Source organism: Bradyrhizobium japonicum USDA 6 (assembly GCF_000284375.1).
GTDB classification, from domain to species: domain Bacteria; phylum Pseudomonadota; class Alphaproteobacteria; order Rhizobiales; family Xanthobacteraceae; genus Bradyrhizobium; species Bradyrhizobium japonicum.
On sequence record NC_017249.1, the window covers coordinates 222,371 to 241,651 of the forward strand.

The 19,281-nt window shown below is 64.8% G+C and carries 19 protein-coding genes and 1 pseudogene; 12 read left to right on the forward strand and 8 right to left on the reverse strand.

Features of this window, described 5'->3' with window-relative positions; translation table 11 throughout:
- Positions 1-44 precede the first annotated feature (44 nt).
- The gene (gene prfA / locus BJ6T_RS01070) at positions 45-1,130 is read left to right on the forward strand and encodes a peptide chain release factor 1 (RefSeq protein WP_014490430.1); all 1,086 of its coding nucleotides are present in this window, start codon (positions 45-47) and stop codon (positions 1,128-1,130) included.
- Positions 1,131-1,138: 8 nt separating this feature from the next.
- Here the strand turns inward: prfA and BJ6T_RS01075 are convergent, their stop codons facing one another.
- Both BJ6T_RS01075 and BJ6T_RS01080 read right to left on the reverse strand, forming a co-directional pair.
- A complete protein-coding gene (locus tag BJ6T_RS01075; protein WP_014490431.1) occupies positions 1,139-1,609 on the reverse strand; it encodes a MarR family winged helix-turn-helix transcriptional regulator in 471 nt (156 codons plus the stop codon).
- 111 nt (positions 1,610-1,720) lie between these two features.
- A complete protein-coding gene (locus BJ6T_RS01080; protein WP_014490432.1) occupies positions 1,721-2,338 on the reverse strand; it encodes a hypothetical protein in 618 nt (205 codons plus the stop codon).
- A gap of 249 nt (positions 2,339-2,587) precedes the next feature.
- Here BJ6T_RS01080 and BJ6T_RS01085 point away from each other — a divergent pair.
- The 5 genes and pseudogenes from BJ6T_RS01085 to BJ6T_RS01105 all read left to right on the forward strand — a co-directional run bounded on the left by BJ6T_RS01085 (position 2,588) and on the right by BJ6T_RS01105 (position 8,551).
- Positions 2,588-3,923, forward strand: a pseudogene (locus tag BJ6T_RS01085) (substrate-binding protein).
- Positions 3,924-4,022: 99 nt separating this feature from the next.
- Positions 4,023-4,898, forward strand: coding sequence for a branched-chain amino acid ABC transporter permease (locus tag BJ6T_RS01090; RefSeq protein ID WP_014490434.1), 876 nt, complete (start codon positions 4,023-4,025; stop codon positions 4,896-4,898).
- Positions 4,899-4,909: 11 nt separating this feature from the next.
- Positions 4,910-6,757, forward strand: a complete 1,848-nt coding sequence (locus BJ6T_RS01095; protein WP_014490435.1) for a branched-chain amino acid ABC transporter ATP-binding protein/permease — start codon at positions 4,910-4,912, stop codon at positions 6,755-6,757.
- Positions 6,754-7,452 carry an ABC transporter ATP-binding protein gene (locus BJ6T_RS01100; RefSeq protein ID WP_014490436.1) on the forward strand — a complete coding sequence of 233 codons (699 nt, stop codon included), beginning with the start codon at positions 6,754-6,756 and terminating at the stop codon, positions 7,450-7,452. The genes BJ6T_RS01095 and BJ6T_RS01100 overlap by 4 nt, the downstream gene beginning before the upstream one ends.
- Positions 7,453-7,609: 157 nt before the next feature.
- Positions 7,610-8,551 carry a DUF5996 family protein gene (locus BJ6T_RS01105; RefSeq protein ID WP_014490437.1) on the forward strand — a complete coding sequence of 314 codons (942 nt, stop codon included), beginning with the start codon at positions 7,610-7,612 and terminating at the stop codon, positions 8,549-8,551.
- Positions 8,552-8,699: 148 nt separating this feature from the next.
- Here BJ6T_RS01105 and BJ6T_RS01110 read toward each other — a convergent pair whose 3' ends face one another.
- Entirely contained in the window at positions 8,700-9,125 is a 426-nt protein-coding gene (locus tag BJ6T_RS01110) for an HIT family protein (protein ID WP_014490438.1), read from the reverse strand.
- Between the two features lie 90 nt (positions 9,126-9,215).
- On the opposite strand from BJ6T_RS01110, the gene prmC reads away from it, so the two are divergent.
- Entirely contained in the window at positions 9,216-10,112 is an 897-nt protein-coding gene (gene prmC, locus BJ6T_RS01115) for a peptide chain release factor N(5)-glutamine methyltransferase (RefSeq protein ID WP_028170088.1), read from the forward strand.
- 464 nt (positions 10,113-10,576) lie between these two features.
- On the forward strand, positions 10,577-11,359 hold the full coding sequence (locus tag BJ6T_RS01120; protein WP_014490440.1) for a DUF4167 domain-containing protein: 783 nt from the start codon (positions 10,577-10,579) through the stop codon (positions 11,357-11,359).
- Between the two features lie 58 nt (positions 11,360-11,417).
- Here the strand turns inward: BJ6T_RS01120 and BJ6T_RS01125 are convergent, their stop codons facing one another.
- Entirely contained in the window at positions 11,418-12,158 is a 741-nt protein-coding gene (locus tag BJ6T_RS01125; protein WP_014490441.1) for a class I SAM-dependent methyltransferase, read from the reverse strand.
- Between the two features lie 107 nt (positions 12,159-12,265).
- On the opposite strand from BJ6T_RS01125, the gene gloB reads away from it, so the two are divergent.
- Positions 12,266-13,033: a hydroxyacylglutathione hydrolase gene (gloB, locus tag BJ6T_RS01130; RefSeq protein WP_014490442.1), complete on the forward strand. Its 768-nt coding sequence runs from the start codon at positions 12,266-12,268 to the stop codon at positions 13,031-13,033.
- Positions 13,034-13,056: 23 nt separating this feature from the next.
- A complete protein-coding gene (locus BJ6T_RS01135) occupies positions 13,057-13,479 on the forward strand; it encodes a cupin domain-containing protein (protein WP_014490443.1) in 423 nt (140 codons plus the stop codon).
- A gap of 50 nt (positions 13,480-13,529) precedes the next feature.
- Here BJ6T_RS01135 and yddG read toward each other — a convergent pair whose 3' ends face one another.
- The 3 genes from yddG to BJ6T_RS01150 form a co-directional block, all read right to left on the reverse strand.
- Positions 13,530-14,399, reverse strand: a complete 870-nt coding sequence (gene yddG, locus BJ6T_RS01140) for an aromatic amino acid exporter YddG (RefSeq protein WP_028170087.1) — start codon at positions 14,397-14,399, stop codon at positions 13,530-13,532.
- Positions 14,400-14,499: 100 nt separating this feature from the next.
- Positions 14,500-15,225, reverse strand: coding sequence for an acetoacetyl-CoA reductase (gene phbB, locus BJ6T_RS01145; RefSeq protein WP_014490445.1), 726 nt, complete (start codon positions 15,223-15,225; stop codon positions 14,500-14,502).
- A gap of 247 nt (positions 15,226-15,472) precedes the next feature.
- Positions 15,473-16,651, reverse strand: coding sequence for an acetyl-CoA C-acetyltransferase (locus BJ6T_RS01150; protein ID WP_014490446.1), 1,179 nt, complete (start codon positions 16,649-16,651; stop codon positions 15,473-15,475).
- 304 nt (positions 16,652-16,955) lie between these two features.
- Here BJ6T_RS01150 and phaR point away from each other — a divergent pair, with 304 nt between their 5' ends.
- Positions 16,956-17,555 carry a polyhydroxyalkanoate synthesis repressor PhaR gene (gene phaR, locus BJ6T_RS01155; RefSeq protein WP_014490447.1) on the forward strand — a complete coding sequence of 200 codons (600 nt, stop codon included), beginning with the start codon at positions 16,956-16,958 and terminating at the stop codon, positions 17,553-17,555.
- 102 nt (positions 17,556-17,657) lie between these two features.
- Entirely contained in the window at positions 17,658-18,275 is a 618-nt protein-coding gene (locus BJ6T_RS01160; protein WP_014490448.1) for a class I SAM-dependent methyltransferase, read from the forward strand.
- A gap of 21 nt (positions 18,276-18,296) precedes the next feature.
- On the opposite strand, the gene BJ6T_RS01165 is transcribed toward BJ6T_RS01160, so the two are convergent.
- Complete coding sequence (locus BJ6T_RS01165; RefSeq protein WP_014490449.1) at positions 18,297-19,184, reverse strand: branched-chain amino acid aminotransferase; 888 nt, start codon at positions 19,182-19,184, stop codon at positions 18,297-18,299.
- Positions 19,185-19,281: the final 97 nt, after the last annotated feature.

The window sequence follows — 19,281 nt, forward strand, 5'->3', positions numbered from 1 at the left end:
CCTTCTCGCCGCCTCGCCCTCTTCCGCCATTTGAGACTGAACCGATGTCGTCACTCCCCGAAGCCAAACTGGACGTTCTGCTCGCGCATCACGCCTCGCTCGAGGCCGAATCGCTCGGCCAGCTCGCCTCCGAACGCTATGTGCAGATCACCCGGGAGCTCGCCGAGCTCGCCCCGCTGATCGAGGCGGTGAAGGCTTATCGCTCCGCCGTGAAAGAGCTCGCCGACACCGCGGCGCTGATCGGCGATCCTGCGACGGATGCCGAGATGCGCGGCATGGCGGAAGCCGAGCGCGACGAGCTGACGCCCAAGATCGAAGAGCTGGTCCAGAAGATTCGCGTCGCGCTGCTGCCCAAGGACGCCATGGACGACCGCAACGTGGTGCTGGAAATCCGCGCCGGCACCGGCGGCGACGAGGCCTCGCTGTTCGCCGGCGATCTGTTCCGGATGTATGAGCGCTTCGCCAGCTTGCAGGGCTGGAAGGTCGAGGTGATCTCGGCCAGCGAAGGCACGGTCGGCGGCTACAAGGAAATCATCGCGGAGATCCAGGGCCGCGGCGCGTTCTCGAAACTGAAATTCGAATCCGGCGTGCATCGCGTGCAGCGCGTGCCCGACACCGAGACGCAGGGACGCATCCACACCTCCGCGGCGACGGTCGCCGTGCTGCCGGAGGTCGAGGATGTCGACGTCGAGATCAAGAACGACGATCTGCGGATCGAGACCATGCGTGCGCAAGGCGCCGGCGGCCAGCACGTCAACAAGACCGAATCGGCGATCCGTATCACCCACATCCCGACCGGTATCGTGGTGATGATGCAGGACAGCCGCTCGCAGCACAAGAACCGCGCCTCCGCCATGAACATCCTGCGCTCGCGCATCTACGATGCCGAGCGCCAGCGCGTCGATGCCGCCCGCTCGGCCGAGCGCAAGGAGAAGGTCGGCTCCGGCGACCGCAGCGAGCGCATCCGCACCTATAATTTCCCGCAAGGACGCGTCACCGATCATCGCATCAATCTGACGCTCTACAAGCTGCCGCAGGTGATCGCCGGCGAAGCGCTCGGCGAATTGACCGACGCGCTGACCACCGAGCATCAGGCAGCACAGCTCGCCGCGCAAGGCGCAGCCGCCTGAACCGCGCCTCAGCGCGCTTTGGCCCGGAACGATCGCAGGATCTTGGCCAGGGCGGGTGCCCCGGCACCCAGCTCGTCCAGGTGAATGCGCGAGAGCGATCGCAGCTTCTGCTCGCCCTTGGCCGTCAGCCTGACCAGGACGCGTCTTGCGTCCTGCGGATCGGCTTCCCGTCCGATCAGCTTCAGCTTCGCCATGCGATCCACCAGCTCCACCGCGGTATGGTGCCGGATCAGGAGGAAACGCGCGATGTCGCCGACGCTTGCGCCGTCAGGGGCGGCCAGGCCCTTGATCGCCAGCAGCGCCTGATGCTGCTGCGGCGTCAATCCGGCGTTCTGGGCCGCCGTCTCGCTGAAGGCTAGGAAGGTCCGGAGCTGATAGCGGAACTGCGCAAGCGCCGCATAGTCGGCCTCGCGCATCGCGCCGCCCTTTGAGGGCGCCGCGGACGCGGGGCGCGTCGTCTTCCGCTTCGATTGAGCCATTCCTGCCTGCGACGTCGAGCCCGCCGGTGAAGCGGGCGGTCGCTGCCGAGACTAGCAAGGAAGGACGGGCGGAACCAACCGAGCGGCGCCGCGGATGCACAAATATCGGGGCTATTCGAAACTGGAGAGCAGGATCTTCACCAGGATGACCTGAAACGCGATCGGGATGCGAACGCTCTTCCGCCTGATCGAGCGCTGGAGCGCGCTGGCGATCTCGGCGCTGGTCAAGGCGCCGGCCGACGCATTGGCAATCAACTCCGCCCACATCTGCGACAGCGAGCCGCCGGGCGGGATCACCGGCTTGATGGTCACGCCGCAGCCCTGTGCCCAATCCAGGATCTCCCGCATCGTGTGAGGTCCGCAGTTGCGCGCGGTCGCAAGGCGCTCGGCCGTCAGCGCGAGCAGCAACTCGCGCGACGGCAGCCAATTCCCCTTCGGCGGCTGTTCGCCGGCGAGCTCCACCGCAAGCTCCTTCAGAACATTCTGCGCGCGCACGCTCAGTCTCTTCATCGGTGCCGGTGCGCGCTTCGCCTGAACGGAGCCGACGGCCGGTCCCCGCTCGCCGGTCGGGCGATTGCGCGGCTCGGACACGCGGGAGGCGTCGCCCGACTGCGGCGCCGCACGCTGGTCGCTGCCCTCCCCCGCGGGCCACGCGGTCTCCGGCCGCTCCGCCTCCTGCGGCCAGGATCGTCGCTTCCGGGCACCCGCCACTGTCGTCTGCCGCGCCATTTCTCTCGCCGAACCCGCCAGCCTCGTACTCACAAAGACTAATATATATCGTGATCCGATATGTTTTCACGTGATAATTTCCGTGGTTCGACCAAAGACGAAATTGACAGAAGGGCTTCACAAGCAATGCTTAGGGCCAAGAGCTACACGCGGATGTGACGTGCCCGGCGCAGCAGGCCAGCGAGGCCGGCTGGCCGGACAGGTCGTGCTTGCGCCTACAAACAAGAACGATGTTCGGAGGAAACGACCATGAATGACGATCTCATCCGCCGCGGCCTCTCGCGCCGTGGCCTGCTCCAGACCACAGCTAGCCTCATCGGCGGCTCGATGCTGCCCGCGATGCCGGCCTTTGCCGAGGACAAGCCGGCGATCGGCTCGTATCCCGCCGGCGTTTCGGGTTCCACCGCCTTCATCGGAATCTCGGTCCCGCGCACCGGAACCTATGCCGTGCAGGGCGAGGACGAACTCAAGGGCTACCAGCTCGCGATCGAGCACATCAACAGCGGCCATGACCTGATCAAGAAGATCTCGCCGAAGACCAGCAAGGGCGTGCTCGGCAAGGAGCTGAAGTTCGGCGTCGCGGATTCCGCGGCCAAGCCGAACGAGGCGGTGCAGGCGCAGCAGCGGTTCATCAGCGAGAACAAGGCGATCATGATCACCGGCGGCACGTCGAGCGCCGTTGCGGTCGCGCTCAACAAGCTCGCGCAGCGCGAACACGTGCTGTTCGTGTGCGGCATTTTCTGGCTCGAACGACACCACCGGCAAGGACTGCGTTCGCTACGGCTTCCGCCAGAACTTCTTCGGCCAGACCGCCGCCGCGGCGATCGGCCCGGTGATGGTGAGGGAGTTCGGCAAGAACAAGAAGGCCGCCTACCTGACGCCCGATTACACCTACGGCCACACCGTCACCAAGTCGATGCAGGACTTCCTCGCGAGCGCGGGCTGGACGACGGTGACCAACCAGGTCGCACCGCTCGGCGCGCCCGACTACTCCTCATATCTGCTGAACGTCGCGAATTCCGGCGCCGACGTGCTCATCAACGTCAACTGGGGCCACGACGCGGTGCTGTCGACCCAGCAGGCCAAGCAGTTCGGCGTGCTCGACAAGATGAAGCTGGTCGTTCCCTACCAGGTGCCCTTCATCGCGCGCGAAACCGGCGGCCTGATGCAGGGCGTCTACGCCGCCACCGACTATTGGTGGACGATCGAGGACAAGTTCCCGCTCGCCAAGATGTTCAACGAGGCCTTCGAGAAGAAGTACGGCTACAAGCCCGAATGGGGCGCCGAGAACGCGTATGTCAGCTTCGCGCACTGGGCCCGTATGTGCGAGCAGGCCGGCAGCTTCAATCCGCCCGACGTGATCAAGGCCTACGAGAAGGGCGAGACGATCCCATCCCTGGTCGGCGACGTGCATTACCGCCCCGAGGATCACCAATGCGTCCGCCCGGTGATCATCGTGAAGGGCAAGCAGCAGAAGGACATGAAGAACAAGGAAGACTGGTACGACGTCGTCGAAATCGTCCCCGGTGAAGGCCTGATGCAGAAGCCGGACGCGTTCGGCTGCCATCCCGGCGATTATAGCTGAGCCCGCGCTAACCCCTGTGACGCCGCGGGCTGCACTCTGGTCCTGCGGCGTCACCTTTTTCTGACGCGCACCACGGCGCGTCACAACGGCGATTGTCGCATGATCAGTTGGCCCAACCTCGTTTCGCAGCTTTTCAACGGGCTCGCGCTCGGCGCCCTGCTCGCGCTGATCAGCTCCGGCCTGACCATCATCTACGGCACGCTCGGCGTGCTCAACCTCGCGCATGGCGCGATGTTCATGATCGGCGGCTATGCCGGCTTCGTCGCCTACCAGTACACGGAGTCATTCATCATCGCCGTCATCGCGGGCTCGTTGTTCGTGATGCTGCTCGGCGTCGCGATGGAACGCGTCATCATCCGCCATTTCTATCATCGCCCGCACGAGGATCAGCTGCTCGTGACCTTCGGGCTCGGCATCTGTTTCGTCGAGCTCGTGCGCCTGATCTTCTCGAGCCAGTCGCAGCTGGTGCCGCCGCCGGCCCTGTTCCAGGGCATCACCAATCTCGGCTTCATGTTCTATCCGACCTACCGCCTCGCCGTCGTCGGCATCGTCGCGGTCGCCCTCGGCGCACTGTTCATCGTCCTCTACCGGACCCGGCTCGGCATGATCGTGCGCGCCGGGATCGAGGATTCGGTGATGGTCGATTCGCTGGGTATCAACGTCTACCGCGTCTTCATGGTCGTGTTCGGCATCGGCGCAATGGCCGCCGGATTTGCCGGCATCGTCAACGCGCCAGTGGTGTCGCTGACTCCGGGCATCGGCGACGACATCCTGGTCCAGACCTTCGTGGTGGTGGTGATCGGCGGCGTCGGCTCGTTCCCGGGCGCGATCCTCGGCGGCCTGATCGCCGGCGAGATCATCAGCGTCACCTCCATGTTCAACCCCGGCTACGCCTATGTGATGCTGTTTGCGGCGATGACGCTCGTGCTCGTGGTGCGACCGCATGGCCTGCTCGGCGTCCAGGGCCGCGAGTAAGCGATTTCCTGATGCTCAAGCAACGCCCGTTCCTGATCGAGACCCTGACCGCGATCGGTTTGATCGCAGCCCCGTTCGTGCTGCCTCATCTCGGCTTCGCCCCGAACACCGTGAACCGGATCCTGGTCTGGGGCCTGTTCGGGCTCGGCTTCGACATCCTGTTCGGATTCACCGGCCTGCTGTCGTTCGGCCAGTCCGCCTTCTATGGCACCGGCGGCTTCGTCGCGGCCTACCTCCTGACCCGCGCGGGTTTCGGCAACGTGCTGGGCGCACTGATCATCGGCATGATCGCGGCGGCCGCGACCGGCTACCTGATCGGCCTGATCGCACTGCGCCGCACCGGCATCTATTTCGCCATGATCACCGTGGCGATCGCGGAGGTGTTCTTCTTCGTCGAGTTCAATCCGCTCTCGGATTTCACCGGCGGCGAGAACGGCCTGCCGGGCGTACCGACACCGAGTTTCAATCTCGGCTTCACCACCGTCCACTTCACCAACGGCTGGTCGCTCTACCAGTTCATCGCGCTGTGCTACTTCATCGGCGTCATTATCGCGCTCAGGATCGTCCGCTCGCCGGTCGGCGCCATCTTCAGCGCGATCCGCGACAATCCGTTGCGCGCCACCGCCGTCGGCCACAACATCCACGGCTACAAGTTGACCGCCTTCGTGATCGCCGCGGCCTATGCGGGCTTCGCCGGCGGCCTGCTCGGCGTATTGCAGGCCTTCATGCCGCCCGACGCCTTCACCTTCGACACCTCGGGCCAGCTCGTGATGCAAACCGCCATCGGCGGCAGGGGTACGTTGTTCGGACCGCTGGTCGGCGCGGCGGTCTGGCTCTTCCTTCAGGACTTTCTTCAGGCGGCGCTGGGCCTCGGCGCGGCCTGGAAGCTTGTGCTCGGCGTCGTGTTCGTGGTGCTGGTCTGCTTCCTGCGCGGCGGCATCGTCGGCGGTCTTGCGGACCTCTATCGCCTCGCCGCCGGCAAACGGGCGCGGCGCGAGGTGGATACGGAACAGCCGTCCGCTGACGCCGAGGCCGCACGGCAGCCCGCGCCGGCGCCGATGCAGGCCAAGGAGGTCGCGCATCCCGCCTATTCCGGGCCGATCCTGAAAGCCACCGGCCTCACCAAGCGCTATGGCGGCCTCGTCGCCAACAGCGACATCGATTTCAGCGTCAATCAGGGCGAGCTGCGCGGTATCATCGGCCCCAACGGCGCAGGCAAATCGACCTTCTTCAAGATGCTGACCTGCGAGATCGCGCCGACCTCCGGCCGGATCGTGTTCGAGGGCCGCGACATCACGGGATTGAAGGTCACCGAAGTCTGCCAGCTCGGGCTTACCAAGAGCTACCAGGTCAACCAGCTCTTCACGGGCCTGACAGTGCGGCAGAACCTGACGATCGCCGCACTCGCCGAGCTGCGCGGCAAGTTCCGGCTCGACCTGTTCCGCAAGCTCTCGGGCGTCAAGGGCCTGACGGAGCAGGTGGCGCACGCGCTCGCCCTGGTCGATTTGACCCGCCGCGCCGACACGCCGGTGTCCGAGCTCGCCTATGGCGAGAAGCGCCGGCTGGAGATCGGGCTTGCCCTCGCCACCTCGCCGCGCCTGCTGCTGCTCGACGAGCCGCTCGCGGGCATGAGCCCGCGCGAGCGGGTCGAGACCGTCAAGCTGCTCAAATCGATCGCACGCGGACGCACCATGATCATCATCGACCACGACATGGATTCGCTGTTCGAGCTGGTCGAACGCGTGACGGTGCTCCAGGAGGGCAAGGTCCTGCTGGACGGCACGCCGGAGGAAATCAGGACCAACGCCGCAGTGCAGGAAGCCTATCTCGGCGGCGTTCACGGAGAGATCGCCGCATGAGCCTGATCGAGGTCAATGGCCTGAACAGCTATTACGGTGACTCCCACATCCTGTTCGACGTCGCCATGCGCGTCGAGCGGAACGAGGTGGTGGCGCTGCTCGGGCGGAACGGCGCCGGCAAGAGCACGACGCTCAAGAGCCTGATGGGCGTCGTGACGCCCCGCAGCGGCAGCGTGAAATTCGACGGCATCGATATCGCCGGACGCAAGAGCCACAGGATCGCGCAGGCCGGCATGCAGCTCGTGCACGAGGAGCGCCGGATCTTCGGCAGCCTGTCGGTAGAGGAGAACATCGTTCTCGCCGGGATCACCGCACCGAAACGCTGGCCGCTCGAGCGCATCTACGAGATGTTTCCGCGGCTGAAAGAGCGGCGCAACAACCGCGGCACCGAGCTCTCCGGCGGCGAACAGCAGATGCTCGCGATCGCCCGGGCGCTGGTGCGCGATCCCAAGATCGTGCTGCTGGACGAGCCGTTCGAGGGGCTCGCGCCCGTCATCGTCCACGATCTCGTCAAGGCCTGCCGCGAGCTCGCAGCCGCCGGCCAGACCATCGTGCTGGTCGAGCAAAATCTGGCGGCGACGTTGGCGCTGGCGACGCGGATCTACATCATCAACAACGGCCACATCGTGCACGAGGGACCGGCGCAGGAGCTCAAGGCCCAGCCGGAGCTGCTGCAGCGATACCTTGGCGTCTAGGTCGCGTCCGCCTAAATCCGGGATATCTGCTTTCGCAGGCGGTAGCATGCGGCCTCGCCCGCGGAATGTCGCCTTGTGCCCAAAGCGGACACAGGGTTGCCTTTTTGCCGAGGTCAGTGTCTTGCCAAGCCGAACCGAGCCTGAGGGAGGAGACGCTATGAGCGCGATCTGGCCGGAGATCCCCTTCGAGGCATGGCGCGAAAGCTGTTCCGCGCTTCATCTGTATTGCCAGATTGTCGGCAAGTATCGGCTCGCGAGAACGCCATGGGTCAACCATTCCTGGCACGCGACCCTCTACGTGAATGCACGTGGGCTCACGACTTCACTGATTCCAGACGCATCAGGCATCGAAATCGTCTTCGATCTCTCCCGTCATGTCCTGATCGGAGAGGCAGCTGATGGGTGCAGGGCGGAAATGCCGCTCGGGCGAATGTCAGTCGCCGAATTTCACGCCCGGTTCTGTGATTTGGTAAGACATCTCGGCGGAACACCAGCATTTGACGGTCGGCCCAGTGAGGTCCCAGATCCGATCCCGTTCACGGAGGACCGCCAAATCAGGCCCTATGACGCAGACGCCGTGACGCGGTTCTTCCGCGCCCTCGTCGCGATCAGCGGAGTGTTTTATCGGTTTCGAACGGGGTTCACCGGGAAGGCCAGTCCGGTTCATCTCTTCTGGGGCAGCTTCGATCTCGCGGTGACGCGCTTCTCTGGGCGTTCCGCTCCGCTTCACCCGGGTGGCGTCCCGGGTTTGCCAGACGTCGTGACACGCGAGGCCTATAGCGATGAGGTCTCGTCCGCCGGCTTTTGGCCGGGCGGTGGTGGTACAGACTTTGCGGCTTTCTACTCCTATGCCTACCCCACCCCGAATGGCTTTGCTGACGGACAGGTCATGCCCGCGGGCGCATACTTCGATCGGAAGCTCGGCGAATATCTCCTGCCCTACGACCTTGTGCGAAAATCCAGCGAGCCAGAGGCCACGCTCATGGCGTTTCTGCAAAGCACCTATCAGGCAGCAGCTGATATCGGACGCTGGGATCGTGCCGCGCTCGAATGTCCGATTGGCTCCCCCCTTCGACCCCGCCCGCTGAACAAGGACTGATAAAGGTTCGATGAAATATCGCGGGCTCGCAGTTTCGGTGGAGCGAAGCTGCGCCGGTCAATTTCGGGTTTGTCTCGATAGTCTGTCTCGATGATGGGTTTCGCAACAGCTCTACCCGTCTTCCGGACTTGCTGCGGCGCTATCTCGATCAACTGCCCAGCGCCGCGATCATCCGCTTGGCGTGATCGGCGAGCACGGCCATGTCTTCCTTGCGCGTATGCGCCGGCAGCAGCTCGATTCCGGCCCTGACCGGCATGACGTGCAGGTGCAGGTGGAAGACCACCTGCCCGCTCGCCGGTTCGCTGAACTGCTGCAGGATGATACCCTCGGCGTCGAACGCCTTCATCGCCGCAATCGCGATCCGCTTGCCGGTTCGGGCGACCGCGGCGAGATCGTCATCCGCGATGTCGAGGATGCCGCGCGCCGGCGCCCGGGGAATGACCAGCGTGTGTCCGGGCGAGCGCGGCATGATGTCGAGGAAGGCGAGGCTGCGGTCGTCGCTGAAAACCTCGAAGCAGGGAATCTCGCCGCGCAGGATCTTTGCGAAGACGTTCTGATCGTCGTAAGCCGCCATGGATCCCTCCCTCGCTGCGAGGTGCGATCAGACGCGTTCCGTTCCGTTGACGCAAGCAATGCCGCCGATCTATCCACGATACCAGGCAGGATGGCTCCATTGGCGACAGGTTTCGATTCCGGACACAGCATCGAGAGTGCGCGGCGCGCGCTTGCGGCGCGGCTGCAATCGGCCGGCATCGAAGAGCCCGCCCTCGACGCGCGCCTGCTCGTCGGAGCCGCGCTGAGGCTTGATTTGACCGGCATCGTCACGCAGGCGGCGCGCCAGCTCACACCCGAAGAGGCCGCGCGGCTCGAAGCCTATGCGCAGCGCCGGCTCGCGCATGAACCGGTCGCCCGCATTCTCGGCGCGCGCGAATTCTGGGGCCTGCCGTTCCAACTGTCCGAGGCGACGCTGGTGCCGCGGCCTGACACCGAGACCGTGGTCGAACTGGCACTGGAGATCTTTCGGGAGGCCACGATATCGGGGCCGCGCCCGCGAATCGCCGATATCGGCACCGGGTCCGGCGCGATCCTGCTCGCGCTGCTGCACGAAATTCCCGATGCCTTCGGTGTCGGAACCGATCTCAGCCTCTCCGCGCTCAACACTGCGCGGAGCAATGCTGCAGCTCTGGGCCTCGCCGGCCGCTCCGGCTTCGTCGCCTGCTCCTATGCGGCGGCGCTGCGCGGCCCGTTCGATCTCATCGTGTCGAATCCGCCCTATATTCCCTCAGGGGAAATTCCGAAACTGAGTCTCGATGTGCGCGAGCACGATCCGCATCTGGCGCTCGACGGCGGCAATGACGGCTATGACGCCTACCGCGCCCTGATCCCGCAGGCGGCCGAGCGGCTCGCGCCCGGCGGGGCGTTGATCGTCGAGGCCGGGCAAGGTCAGGCCCGGGATATTGAAACCTTGATGACGGCCGCCGCGTTGTCTGTGGACAGGCCGCCCAGGGCCGATTTGGCGGGCATCCCGCGGGCGGTTTCGGCCCGAAAAATGCCCCCATAAAAGCCGGATCGGGTTGCAAAAAACCTCTTGGAATATCCCTTGGGAACGACTACGTTCCGGTCAACACATCGGTGCCGGCCCCGTACACCTACGGGCGAAAGCCGGGCTCTCGGACGAGAGCTTTACTGATTTAAAGGTTCCAAGCCGCAGGTCCTGTTGAGCGCGATGGCCATTGGAGCTGCGCTGCTCTCCGACCGCAAAGTGAACGAAAGCCTGATATTGCGCTTGAAGACTTACGCAACAAAGCTGGGCTTGTTTCGGCAGGCGATATGAATGGGTTCGCTGGCAATGGATGCTGGCGGGTGGGGAACGCGTCTTTGTTGAACGCGACGGTCGACGAACATTGGCAGGGTTCAAGCCGCTCTTGCGCGCGGTGCGCACGAGAGATGTGAACCGTTGTCATCAGGTCACTCCGAGCAATCAGTAACGCGTGCAACCTCTAGGGCTGGAATTAAAGGCAGGACATGAGAAACGGTCAGAACAAGCAGCGGATGCGCAACCGCAATAACAATAACAACAACAACAACCGGCGCGGCCAGAACCCGATGACCCGGGTTTACGAATCGAACGGACCCGACATCAAGATCCGCGGCACGGCTTCGCACATCGCCGAAAAATATCTCCAGCTTGCGCGCGATGCGCGCTCTTCCGGCGACCCCGTTGCAGCCGAGAACTACTACCAGCACGCCGAGCATTATTTCCGCCTGATCGCGGCGGCCCAGGAACAGTTCCGCCAGAACCAGCAGCCCCGCGGCGACGAGCCCGTCAGCAACAGCGGCGACGACGGCGAGGACGACGGCGAGAATTTCTCGAATTTCGGCCAGGAGCCGGGCTTCGTCCCGCAGCCGCAGCAGCAGCCCTTCATGCGCGATCGCGACGGCCAGCGCGATCACCAGCGTGATCATCAGCCGCGCGACGGCCAGCAGCCCTATCAGCGCGACAACCAGCAGCCGCGCGAGCACCGCGAACGCGACCATCGTGCGCAACCGCAATATCAGCCGCAGCCGCTGCCGCTGAACCAGCCGCAGCCCGTCGTTGCCGACACCGGCAGCGTCGATCGCCTGCCCTCCTTCATCACCGGCGCACAGCCGCAAGTGAACAGTGGCGCGAATGGCGGTCAGGGCGGCCTGGAAGGCGGCGGTGGCGGCGAACGCTTTCCGCGGCGGCGCCGCCGGCCGCACGGCCCGCGCCCCGAGCGCGAGGCGGCTCCGGCCGGCTCCAGCGACGAAGTGGCCTCCGGCGAGTAAGCTTCTTCCGATGTTCTGATCTGCAATCGTCCCGGCCTCGCGCCGGGACGATTTGTTTTCAAGTGCGCGTCACCGTCGACGACGGCACCAGCACCGGCTTCAACGAGGGAATCAGCCGCGCGCGCTCGCGCTTGGCGGGGATCGCGCGATAGACCTGCTTGGTCGCCTCGACAATGTGCACGCCGGCAAAGGGCAACGACAGCGCCGCGCCCGCACGCTCCCACACCTGCGCCGATTTCAGCACCCAGCCGCCGGCATAGGGCGGCATGAACAACGCCTCGCCCCAGGCGGTCGGCGTGAACCAGGTCTGGCGCAACAGGTCGGTGATCTGCGAGCGCGAATAGGGCCGGCCGTGACCGAACGGCGTGCTGTCGGTGCGGGTCCATACCCCGCGCCGGTTCGGGATCACCGCGATCACGCGGCCGGAGGGCGACAGCACCCGCCACACCTCGCGCAAGAGCGCGGCCGGGTCGTCCGACATCTCCAGCGCATGAATCAGCAGGATCCGGTCGACCGCGGCGTCAGGCAGCGGCAGCGAGAATTCATCGACCAGCGAGGCCAGCGCCGGCCGCCCCGTCGGCCATTTCAAGACGCCCTGCGCCGACGGCATGAAGGCGATGCAGCGCTCCGCGTCCTCGCGGAACAGGCCGAGATAGGGCGTGGGATAGCCGATGCCGAGCACACGCTGGCCCGCGGCGGTCGGCCAGCGCTCCCTGATGCCGCGATTGATCATTTGCCGCGCCACAATCCCGAGGCGACGGGAGTAGAACTCGCGGAGGTCGACGACATCAATGGTCATGACGGCAATGTAACATGCGCGGGGCGGCTCCCGCGCGCGGAATATTGCATTGCCTGCGCAACGTTAACGCCATATTTGTCGGCGGGGCTGAGCGCGATGGAGATGACATGGCCGCCGAAATTCGTACTTTCAACTGTTTAAACGATAATTTCGGTTGTCTGATCCACGATGTGGAAACCAAGGCGACGGCGTCGATCGACGCGCCGGAGGCCGGCCCCATCCTGAAGGCGCTTGAGCGCGAGGGCTGGCAGCTCACCGACATCCTGATCACCCATCATCATGGCGATCATGTCGGCGGGGTCGCCGAACTCAAGCAGAAATACAATTGCCGCGTCGTCGCGCCGCATGACAAGACGACCAAGATCGCCAACGTCGACCTGCGCGTCGCCAATGCCGACATCGTCAAGGTCGGCAGCTTGCTGGGGCGCGTACTGGAGACGCCCGGCCACACGCTCGACCACATCTCCTACGTGTTCGACAACGAGAAGACGCTGTTCGCGGCCGACACGCTGTTCTCGATCGGCTGCGGCCGCGTGTTCGAAGGCGACTACCCGATGATGTGGGACTCGCTTCTGAAGCTGCGGGCGCTGCCTGACGACTTCAAGCTCTATTGCGGGCACGAATACACCGCGTCCAACGTCAAGTTCGCGCTCACCATCGACCCCGACAATGCGGCGCTCCAGGCGCGCGCGGCGGAGGTGGCGAAGCTGCGGGCCGAGAATAGGCCAACCATTCCATCACTGCTTGGTGACGAGAAGCGAGCAAACGTGTTCCTGCGTGCTGATGAACCGTCCGTCGCAACCAGGCTACACATGAAGGGCGCGGACGCCGCCGCGGTGTTCGGCGAACTGCGCGAGCGCAAGAACAAGTCCTGAAGAACAAATCCTGACGGGGATCGATGCCGACCGCAGCCGAGATCATCGCACGCCTCGAACTCCGCCCGCATCCCGAAGGCGGCCACTACCGCGAGACCTTTCGCGACCAGACGACCGATACCAACGGCCGGTCGCGCTCGACCCTCATTTATTTCCTGCTCGCGCGCGGCGAACGCTCGCATTGGCATCGCATCGACGCCGTGGAGATCTGGCACTACTACGCCGGCAGCCCGCTGACGCTGCGCATCGCGCATGAAGGCTGCTCGCAACACGAGGTGCGGCTCGGCACGGACCTTGTGAGCGGCGAGCGGCCGCAGGGAATCGTGCCGGCGAATGCCTGGCAGATGGCGGAGAGCATGGGAGAGTGGACGCTGGTCGGTTGCACCGTGGCGCCAGCATTCGAGTTCGCAAAATTCGAGCTCGCGCCGAAGGGCTGGGAGCCGTAAGGCACACTGTCATTCCGGGCGCCGCATGGCGGCGCGCCCGACAACAACTGTCACCGCTTCCGCAGCACCATATCCTTCGCCGCGATCAGGCCGCCGCCGGCAATCAGGATCGCGGCGATGGCGATATTGGCGCTGGCTTTTGCAAAACCGGCGGCGATGAGGAATCCGGTCGAGAGCAGCGGCGTCGCATAGGATGCGGCCCCGAGCACGCGGATGTCGCCGCGCTTCATGCCGATGTCCCAGGCGTAGAACGCGGCGCCGACGGGGCCGATGCCGAGGGCGACCACGGAGAGCCATTGCAGCGTCGTCTCCGGCCACACCGTGGTTTCAAGCAGACCATGCATCAGCGCGGCGAGCACCGCGGTGGCAAGGCAGAAGCCCGCGACCGCATCTGTCGGCACCGCCTTCAAGCGCCGCGACAGCACCGAATAGGCCGCCCAGACGAACGCCGCGATGAACGCCGCGATCAATCCCGGCAGCTGGCCCGGCGCGAAGCCGGAGGTGCTCCCGGCGAACAGCAACACGGTGCCGACGAGGCCGAGCACGGCACCGATGATGTGATGCACCGCAAGCCGCTCGCCCGGCAGGAACGACGAGAACAGCACGATCAGGAGCGGCCACATGTAATTCAAAAGACCGGCTTCGGCCGGCGGCGCAAAGCGCAGCGCCAGGAAATACAGTGCGTGATAGCCGAACAGGCCACCGACGCCGACGACCCATACGACCAGCGGCTGACGCAAGCTCCTCGCCGCATCGCCACGGCCGACCCAGGTGAGGAGGCCGACGAGACCGCCGATCGCGAACGTCATGGCGGCGAGCTGGAACGCCGGAATCTTTCCGGTCGCCACCGTCATCACTGATAGCAGCGACCACATCAGGATCGCAGTCAATCCGATCAGTGTGGCTGTGCGCGGGGTCATCAATCGAAAGGCTCTGAGGACGATGATGCCCGGCACGAGGCCGGGCATTTCGTCTTCACTATCGCCTTGTCGCGCCTGAATCTACAGGCTTGACGTCCTATCAGGCGTGATACTGGCCGCCATTGATGGTCAGCGTCGAGCCGGTGATGAAGCCGGCGTCGTCGGCGGCGAGGAACACCACGGCGCGCGCGATCTCCTCGGGTTCGCCGAGCCGGTTGACCGGGATCTGCGGGATCACGTTCTTCTCCAACACGTCCTTCGGCACGGCCTGCACCATCTCGGTATTGATGTAGCCCGGCGCGATCACGTTGACGGTGATGCCGCCCTTGGCGTTCTCAAGCGCGAGCGCCTTGGTGAAGCCGATGTCGCCGGCCTTTGCCGCGGAATAGTTGACCTGGCCGAACTGCCCCTTCTGGCCGTTGATCGACGAGATCGAGATGACGCGGCCGAACTTGCGCGCGCGCATGCCTTCGATGACGTGGCGCGTCATGTTGAACAGCGAGCCGAGATTGGTGTTGATGACGGCGTTCCACTGATCGAGCGTCATCTTGTGGAAGGCGGTGTCGCGGGTGATGCCGGCATTGTTGACGAGGATGTCGACGGGACCGAGATCGGCCTCGACCTTCTTCACGCCTTCCGCGCAGGCATCGAACGACGCGACGTCCCATTTGTAGACGGCAATGCCGGTCTCCGCCTTGAACTTATCCGCCGCCGCATCATTGCCGGCATAGCTTGCCGCGACCTTGTAGCCGGCCGCCTTCAGCGCCTTGCTGATCGCAGCTCCGATGCCCCGCGTACCACCCGTCACCAGTGCAACACGTGCCATATCGTATTCCTTCCCTTGGACTCTGCGGACGTTTCTAGGTGATCGTTTTTAGTGGTGGATTATGCGGTTGGTTTGACGGACATCAAGAACAAAACGCCCGGCGTCGAGCCGGGCGTTTGTATTTAGTCGAGGCTGGCGCTGTTGCGAAGAATATTTGATTTGCAACCGCCGCCTTTTTAGTCGCGTGCAACGCACTCATCTATGTGTGCAGCGCACGCGCAAGTGACACGTAAGTTAGATGTCAGCTTCAGTCGCGCGCCAGGCACATCGCGATACCCATGCCGCCGCCGATGCACAGCGTGGCGAGGCCCTTCTTCGAATCTCGCTTCTGCATTTCGTGCAGCAGCGTCACCAGCACGCGTGCGCCGGAAGCGCCGACCGGATGGCCGATCGCGATCGCACCGCCGTTGACGTTGACCTTCGAGGTGTCCCAGCCGAGATCCTTGTTGACGGCGCAGGCCTGCGCCGCGAAGGCCTCGTTGGCCTCGATCAGGTCGAGATCGCCGACGCTCCAGCCGGCCTTCTTCAGCGCGGCGCGCGAGGCCGGGATCGGGCCCGAGCCCATGATCTTCGGATCGACGCCGGCCTGCGCCCAGGACACGATGCGCGCGAGCGGCTTCTTGCCTTCCTTGGCGGCCTGCTTGGCGGTCATCAGCACCACGGCGGCAGCGCCGTCGTTGATGCCGGAGGCCGAACCCGCGGTGACCGTGCCTTCCTTCTCGAAGGCGGGACGGAGCTTGGCCATGGCATCGAGGGTGGCGCCGTGGCGCGGATATTCGTCGGCACTGACGACGACGTCGCCCTTGCGGGACTTGACGGTGACGGGAACGATCTCGTCGTTGAACTTGCCGGCCTTCTGCGCGGCCTCGGCCTTCTGCTGCGAGGCGACGGCGAATTCATCCTGCTGGGCGCGGGTGATCTGCCACTGGCGAGCAACGTTCTCGGCCGTGTTGCCCATGTGATAGCCGTTGAAGGCATCCCACAGGCCGTCCTTGATCATGGTGTCGACGAACTCGACCGGGCCCATCTTGACGCCGCCGCGCAGATACTGGGCGTGCGGAGCCATGCTCATGGATTCCTGGCCGCCGGCGACCACGATTTCGGAATCGCCGTTGAGCAGCGCCTGGTAGCCGAGCGCGACGGTGCGCAGGCCCGAACCGCAAAGCTGGTTGACGCCCCAGGCCGGGCTCTCCACTGGAATGCCGGCGGCAATCGAGGCCTGGCGAGCCGGGTTCTGGCCCTGAGCCGCGGTCAGGATCTGCCCCATGATGACTTCGGAGACCCGGCCGGGCTCGATGCCACCACGCTCCAGCGCGGCCTTGATGGCGATGGCGCCGAGGTCATGGGCGGGAAGGGTCGCGAACGCTCCGTTGAAGCTTCCGACCGGGGTGCGGGCGGCGCTGACGATGACGACATCGTCTGACATGGGCATCTCCTGGTGTTGAAAGGGGGCAGGCGGGGCTGGGGAAACGGCTCGCCAGTCTCGAATGGCATCCTGTTAACGTCGTTGAGGCATGTCAATCGGCCGGTGACCGAATTCATGCCGCAACGCATTCAAAATAGCGTTCTTGGCGCTTTCGCAAGCACGTTTTTGCTGCCCGATTAACCGTGGCGCACAAAACGGTAGCGTGACCCCTTTGAAAATGCTTATTTTGTTGCGTTGCGTACTCTTCCCGCCCTGCGGCATTATCCGCCGGGTTCCCGTTCTCCGCGCTTGCAAGTGAGAGCCCATGGCGAAATCAGACCAACCCACCACCATCAAGAAATACGCGAACCGCCGGCTCTATAACACCGGAACGAGCACCTACGTGACGCTCGAAGACCTCGCCGCCATGGTCAAGGACGGAGAGGATTTCCTGGTCTACGACGCCAAGACCGGCGACGACATCACCCGCTCCGTGCTCGCCCAGATCATCTTCGAGCAGGAGAACAAGGCCGGCCAGAACCTGTTGCCGACCACCTTCCTGCACCAGCTCATCCGCTTCTACGGCGACAGCATGCAGATGGTGGTGCCGAAATATCTGGAGCAGTCGATCGCGACGCTGACCCAGGAGCAGGAGAAGTTCCGGAAGCAGATCGCCAACACGCTCTCCGGCACTCCTTTTGCGCCGTTGGAAGAGCAGGTCCGCCGCAACATGGAGCTGTTCCAGCAGACCTTCTCGATGTTCAAGCCGTTTGCCCCCAACGCGGGCCGTCCGGCGACCAGCCCCGAACCGGAGCCCGACGCAAGCGCTGCGGCGCCGACGGACAGCAGCAACATCGACGATCTGCGTCAGCAGATGAAGGACATGCAGGAGCGCCTCGAGCGGATGTCGAAGAAGGACGAGTAGGAATTTCGTTCGCGCCGGCGCGTCCTCCTGCGGCGGGCGCGCGGGCTGCCGGTTCATAACGGCGCGACTTGCGCGCTGTCGTCCGGCCAGGCCGGAGCCGCCATGTCCGATCGCAGCACCCACTGGGACAACGTCTACGCCACCAAGGGCGAGGCCGAGGTGAGCTGGTTTCAGGACAGCCCGGCGATCTCGCTCGAGATGATCCACTCGGCCCGTCCTGACCATGGCGCCGCCATCATCGACATCGGCGGCGGTGCTTCGCGGCTGGTGGACGCTCTCCTGCGGGACGGATACCGCGACCTCGCCGTGCTCGATCTCTCCGCCAACGCGCTTGAAGCGGCGAAGAAACGAATCGGCCGCGCCGCTTCAGCGGTCGACTGGATCGTTGCCGACGCCACGACATGGCGGCCGGGGCGCAGCTACGACGTCTGGCACGATCGCGCGGCATTTCACTTCCTGACCGATCCGCGCGACCGGGCCGCTTACGTCGAGCGCCTGCGGTCGGCGATTACGCCCGGCGGCCAAATCATCATCGCGACATTTGCGCTTGATGGCCCGGAGAAATGCAGCGGCCTGCCGGTGCAGCGGCACGACAGCGCGAGTCTTGCAGCGGAGCTCGGGCCGGAGTTCGAGCTGATCGAGACGCGGAGCGAGACGCATCACACACCGTGGAAGTCGACCCAGGCGTTTCAGTTCAGCCGGTTCAAGCGACGCGGCTAGGACGACGGAAAGTGCGGTGCCCTACGCCGCCAGCTTCACCGCATGCGCAAAGTCCCAATAGAGCTTGCGCGCTTTGGTGTAGAGCGGGCCCGGCTTCAGCTCGCGATCGTCGATGCGGATGACGGGGGCGACCTTGGCGAAATTGCCGGTCGAGAAAATCTCGTCGGCGGCGAGGAAGTCGGCATAGCGCAGCGTCTTCTCGACCACGGTAACGCCGTCGCCGCGCAGCAGGCTGATGACGCGCTGGCGCGTGATGCCGTTCAGGAACGTGCCGTTCGGCACCGGCGTGTAGACCACGCCGTCCTTGGCCATGAACACATTGGAATTGCCGAACTCCGCGACGTTGCCGAGCATGTCGAGCATCAGCGCATTCTGGAAGCCGCGCCCGGCGGCTTCCGCGAGCGCCCGCGAATTGTTCGGATAGAGACAGGCGGCCTTGGCCTCGACCGGCGCGCATTCGGCGGTGGGCCGGCGGAACGGCGACAGCGTGATGGCGTTGCCGACGGGTTTCGGCATCGGCGCCTCGTAGATGCACAGGCACCAATTGGTCGTCTCGGGGTCGAACAGCACGCCGCCGCCCGAACCGTTCTGGGCCCAATACATCGGGCGGACGTACAGCTCGGCATTCGCGGCGAAGCGCGCGATGCCTTCGTGTGCGAGCGACAGCCACGTGCCGGTGTCGACCACCGGCTTCAGGCCAAAATTGATCGCGGACTGATTGGCGCGGGCGATGTGACGGTCGAGATCGGGCGCGACGCCCTCGAACGCACGCGCGCCGTCGAACACGACCGAGCCGAGCCAGGCCGCATGCGTGCGCGGGCCCATGATCGGCACGTTGCCGTCGTGCCATTTGCCCTCGAAGAAGGTCCAGCTCGGCGAGTATTCGATCGGTTTCTTGATCTCGGCCATGACCGGCCTCCCTTGGACATACCCGGGCACTATTGTCCCAATGTCTAAATGATTCCCTGCCGGGATATGGTGCGTTACCCTCTCCGACGAGGGGAGA

Coding starts and splice junctions, on each gene's coding strand:
- BJ6T_RS01165 (WP_014490449.1), bottom strand. CDS start 19,184: ATGGCCGAGATCAAGAAACCGATCGAATACTCGCCGAGCTGGACCTTC.
- BJ6T_RS01135 (WP_014490443.1), top strand. CDS start 13,057: ATGCCGACCGCAGCCGAGATCATCGCACGCCTCGAACTCCGCCCGCAT.
- BJ6T_RS01075 (WP_014490431.1), bottom strand. CDS start 1,609: ATGGCTCAATCGAAGCGGAAGACGACGCGCCCCGCGTCCGCGGCGCCC.
- prmC (WP_028170088.1), top strand. CDS start 9,216: ATGGCTCCATTGGCGACAGGTTTCGATTCCGGACACAGCATCGAGAGT.
- BJ6T_RS01100 (WP_014490436.1), top strand. CDS start 6,754: ATGAGCCTGATCGAGGTCAATGGCCTGAACAGCTATTACGGTGACTCC.
- BJ6T_RS01160 (WP_014490448.1), top strand. CDS start 17,658: ATGTCCGATCGCAGCACCCACTGGGACAACGTCTACGCCACCAAGGGC.
- yddG (WP_028170087.1), bottom strand. CDS start 14,399: ATGACCCCGCGCACAGCCACACTGATCGGATTGACTGCGATCCTGATG.
- phaR (WP_014490447.1), top strand. CDS start 16,956: ATGGCGAAATCAGACCAACCCACCACCATCAAGAAATACGCGAACCGC.
- gloB (WP_014490442.1), top strand. CDS start 12,266: ATGGCCGCCGAAATTCGTACTTTCAACTGTTTAAACGATAATTTCGGT.
- BJ6T_RS01120 (WP_014490440.1), top strand. CDS start 10,577: ATGAGAAACGGTCAGAACAAGCAGCGGATGCGCAACCGCAATAACAAT.
- BJ6T_RS01125 (WP_014490441.1), bottom strand. CDS start 12,158: ATGACCATTGATGTCGTCGACCTCCGCGAGTTCTACTCCCGTCGCCTC.
- phbB (WP_014490445.1), bottom strand. CDS start 15,225: ATGGCACGTGTTGCACTGGTGACGGGTGGTACGCGGGGCATCGGAGCT.
- BJ6T_RS01105 (WP_014490437.1), top strand. CDS start 7,610: ATGAGCGCGATCTGGCCGGAGATCCCCTTCGAGGCATGGCGCGAAAGC.
- BJ6T_RS01080 (WP_014490432.1), bottom strand. CDS start 2,338: ATGGCGCGGCAGACGACAGTGGCGGGTGCCCGGAAGCGACGATCCTGG.
- BJ6T_RS01110 (WP_014490438.1), bottom strand. CDS start 9,125: ATGGCGGCTTACGACGATCAGAACGTCTTCGCAAAGATCCTGCGCGGC.
- BJ6T_RS01095 (WP_014490435.1), top strand. CDS start 4,910: ATGCTCAAGCAACGCCCGTTCCTGATCGAGACCCTGACCGCGATCGGT.
- BJ6T_RS01150 (WP_014490446.1), bottom strand. CDS start 16,651: ATGTCAGACGATGTCGTCATCGTCAGCGCCGCCCGCACCCCGGTCGGA.
- BJ6T_RS01090 (WP_014490434.1), top strand. CDS start 4,023: ATGATCAGTTGGCCCAACCTCGTTTCGCAGCTTTTCAACGGGCTCGCG.
- prfA (WP_014490430.1), top strand. CDS start 45: ATGTCGTCACTCCCCGAAGCCAAACTGGACGTTCTGCTCGCGCATCAC.